Source organism: Massiliimicrobium timonense (genome assembly GCF_002160865.1).
In the GTDB taxonomy this organism is placed as follows: domain Bacteria; phylum Bacillota_I; class Bacilli_A; order Erysipelotrichales; family Coprobacillaceae; genus Allocoprobacillus.
On the sequence record NZ_NFLJ01000077.1, the window covers coordinates 1 to 3405 of the forward strand.

The 3405-nt window shown below is 34.2% G+C and carries 5 protein-coding genes; all 5 read left to right on the forward strand.

The genetic code is table 11. The features are described from left to right. Positions 1-124: lysozyme family protein (locus tag B5E75_RS14060; RefSeq protein ID WP_477377816.1), on the forward strand; the 124-nt coding region annotated here is incomplete at its 5' end. Positions 125-360: 236 nt separating this feature from the next. After that, positions 361-843 (forward strand): DUF6431 domain-containing protein, encoded by a 483-nt coding sequence (locus B5E75_RS15125; protein WP_420866416.1) that lies wholly within the window; start codon positions 361-363, stop codon positions 841-843. Between the two features lie 58 nt (positions 844-901). Beyond that, a complete protein-coding gene (locus B5E75_RS14070; RefSeq protein WP_087360553.1) occupies positions 902-2143 on the forward strand; it encodes a DDE-type integrase/transposase/recombinase in 1242 nt (413 codons plus the stop codon). 1 nt (position 2144) lies between these two features. Further along, entirely contained in the window at positions 2145-2948 is an 804-nt protein-coding gene (locus B5E75_RS14075) for an ExeA family protein (protein ID WP_087297733.1), read from the forward strand. 4 nt (positions 2949-2952) lie between these two features. Beyond that, the gene (locus B5E75_RS14080) at positions 2953-3267 is read left to right on the forward strand and encodes a hypothetical protein (RefSeq protein WP_143746982.1); all 315 of its coding nucleotides are present in this window, start codon (positions 2953-2955) and stop codon (positions 3265-3267) included. The last annotated feature ends 138 nt before the right edge of the window (positions 3268-3405 follow it).

Here is a 3405-nt window from a genome sequence, read left to right on the forward strand (position 1 = left end):
TGGCGGGACAGGTTCGGACGTTATGCAGAGTTCCGAGAGCATGGGCTTACCGCCTAACTCCTTAGATACAGAAAGCTCAATCAAGCAGGGGTGCAAGTATTTTGCGTCCCTGCTTTCTTGTTGAATGCCAAATTAAATAAAAAGAAAAATAAAGAAAATAGTCAAAATAAAAGAAAAAGTCTTATCAAAGTGAATGAATAAGAAATAATCACTTTAAATGATAAGACTATTTTAGTATGATAATAGCTGGAAAGGAAAAGGATAAAGCCTCTCACACCAATGCTAGCCTTTATCCTCTGTTCATAGAACACTTATATGATAACCTATTACTCAGACACATTCAATCAAAACTTTTCTAGAATGCAAACATTTTATAATGAATGTCTTGAAGATCTTAATATCGCTTCTCTAGAATGTCCATGTCATCATAAAGGACATCTTATCAGGCATGGCTTTTATACGCGCAAAATCAAAACACCAGATGGCATCATTCCCCTTAAAATCCAAAGATTCAAATGTAAGCATTGTCATCATACACATGCATTTTTACTATCTGTCATTATTCCTTATAGTCAAATTCTATTTCATGACACTCTATCCATTATTCGCTCAAATTCTATGCAGGATTTGAATCAGCTTATGATTGAAAATCCAAATATAGATGAATCCAATATTTCCTACATAAAGAAACAGTATACGATGCATTGGAAACAAAGACTACTATCTGAAAATATTCAATTAGATAGTTCTTTGGTTTTTCAGTGCTTTTTTCATTTTAAAAGACAGTTTATGCAAATTAAATGCACACCAAATATTCTATATAATCTTACCCACATAGCCTGACTTTCGAATACCTTAAACTTCATATACAATGGCAGCTGTATAAGGAGGAACAAGACAAATGAACGCAAAAAAATCAACAGATATCGCTTTATTTCGATATGGAATCATAGCCCCGCTGGTCACTGGGACAATTGATGATAATTTATCCAAGTCAGCATTTTTTACTCAGGCAGCTTCCAGGGTATATGAGCATCCAAATGGTGAGGACTATAAGATAAGTGCATATACGATTGCAAGATGGTATCGAGCATATATGAAAAATGGCTTTGATGGATTGAAGCCACAGTCAAGAAGTGACAAGGCGACATATAGAAAGGTAGATGAGGATATCATGACTCAAATATCCTATTTAATTAAGGAATATCCTAGGCTACCCGCAACACTCGTCTATCAAAAGCTAAAAGATAATGGTACCATCAGGGCAAAAGAAATATCCTTATCCACTGTCAACAGGGTCGTCAATCGACTCAAAAAAGAAGATACACCTACAAGAAACAGGGATATGCGAAGATATGAAAGAAAACATATCAATGAAGTCTGGTGTGGGGATTCGAGTGTAGGACCATACCTCAAAATTGATGGAAAAAAAGAGCGAACATATATTATCGCATTAATAGATGATGCCTCAAGATATATCGTTGGCATAGATATATTCCTGAATGATAATTACATAAATCTGATGAGTGTCATTAAAAGTGCGGTAAAAAAGCATGGAAAACCAAAGATATTTAACTTCGACAATGGTGCAAATTACAGATGCAATCAAATGACATTATTAGCAGCACGAATGGGAACAGTTATCAATTACTGTGCCGTAAGGACACCTACATCAAAAGCCAAGATAGAAAGATGGTTTAAAACGATGAAGGAACAATGGATGTCAGGACTTCATATGAATGATTATAAGAGTCTTGATGAATTGAGGGAGTCATTAATGCAGTATGTACAACGATATAATCAAACCATCCACAGGTCCTTGAACAAAAAGACACCGCAGGATAGATTCTTTGAAGAGTCATCACTCATCCAAAGATATGATGATGAAAAGATAGACAAAATATTCCTTATAGAAAAAGAGAGAAAAGTATCTAACGATAACGTCATCATGATAGATCAAAAAGAATATGAGGTCAATTACAGATATGCAGGACAGAAACTGCTTTTAAGATATTCACCAGATTTATCTAAAATTTATATCGTCGATAAGGAATCAGGTGAACTGGAAGAAATACATCTGCTTGACAAACAGGCAAATGCAACTGTTAAACGAAATAAAATAAAATTTACGGAGGAAAAATAACATGAACTATACCAGCAGATATGGACTGGAATTCAATCCATTCATCAAGAATTCAAAAGATGTCCTAGTAGAAACAAATGATTATAAGGAACTGATATTCAGATTGAACTATCTTGTACAGACAAAAGGATTTGGTGTCTTAACTGGAGGGCCAGGTCGAGGCAAAACAACCATGATAAGGCATTGGGTCAAGAGTCTTAATCAATCAGCATATAAAGTTATCTATATACCCATGTCAACATTAACAGTGATGGAATTCTATAGACAGCTGGCAGAAGCATTGGGACTGGAAGCATATCATCGAAAAAGCGATAATTTCAAGGCCATTCAAAAAGCCATAGAAAGATATACCATCGAAAAAAGAATGACACTGATTATCATTCTCGATGAAGCAAACTATTTAAGAAATGGAATACTTAACGATCTAAAAATACTCTTTAATTTTGAAATGGATTCAAGTGATCAGGCAGTCGTTCTGTTAGCAGGACTGCCGCAGCTCAATAATACGTTTAATCTGGCGATACACGAGCCATTAAAACAGAGAATAGTCATGAACTATCATATAGAAAATCTTAACAAAGAGGAATCACGAAAATATATTCAGGAGAAGCTTAAAGGAGCTGGATGCCATCAACAGGTATTTGAAGCAAGTGCCATAGAGGCCATTATAAATGTATCAAATGGTGTACCACGATTGATTAATCAATTGTGCAATAAAAGTCTATTGGCAGGCAATAATAGAAATCAGAATATCATAGATACAGATACTGTCATGATGGCCTTTAATGATAATGAGTTGGGATAAGAAAATGGATTATATATATAAAAATAAAGATGAGGTCAAATGTGTTGGTACAATCAGGAGCATAGAAACATTCGCTTATTATTCATTTGATATTGTCATTAATAATCGAAGTGAATGGTGTCGTTTAATAGAGAATGAACTTGACTGGGAAATATGTTTCGTTATGAGAAATATGACAATAGGGCTTGCCCACCCAACGGATATATTCTGGAATACAGAGGCAATATACGAGGTGTTCGAAGATTTAGATATAAGTCTTAGAATTGCATATGGAATTAAATCGGTGTTTGAAAACTATAACAAAAAAAGTGCATCTTAGATGCATTTTTTAGTTATCTCACGTAGCAAATAATATAAATAGCTCGGACAATTTAATTTGAATATTATAGTTATCTCACCTTGTATCCTAACCAAATAAATTGAAGAACTATTTATCATTTAATTTGGCATTCAACAC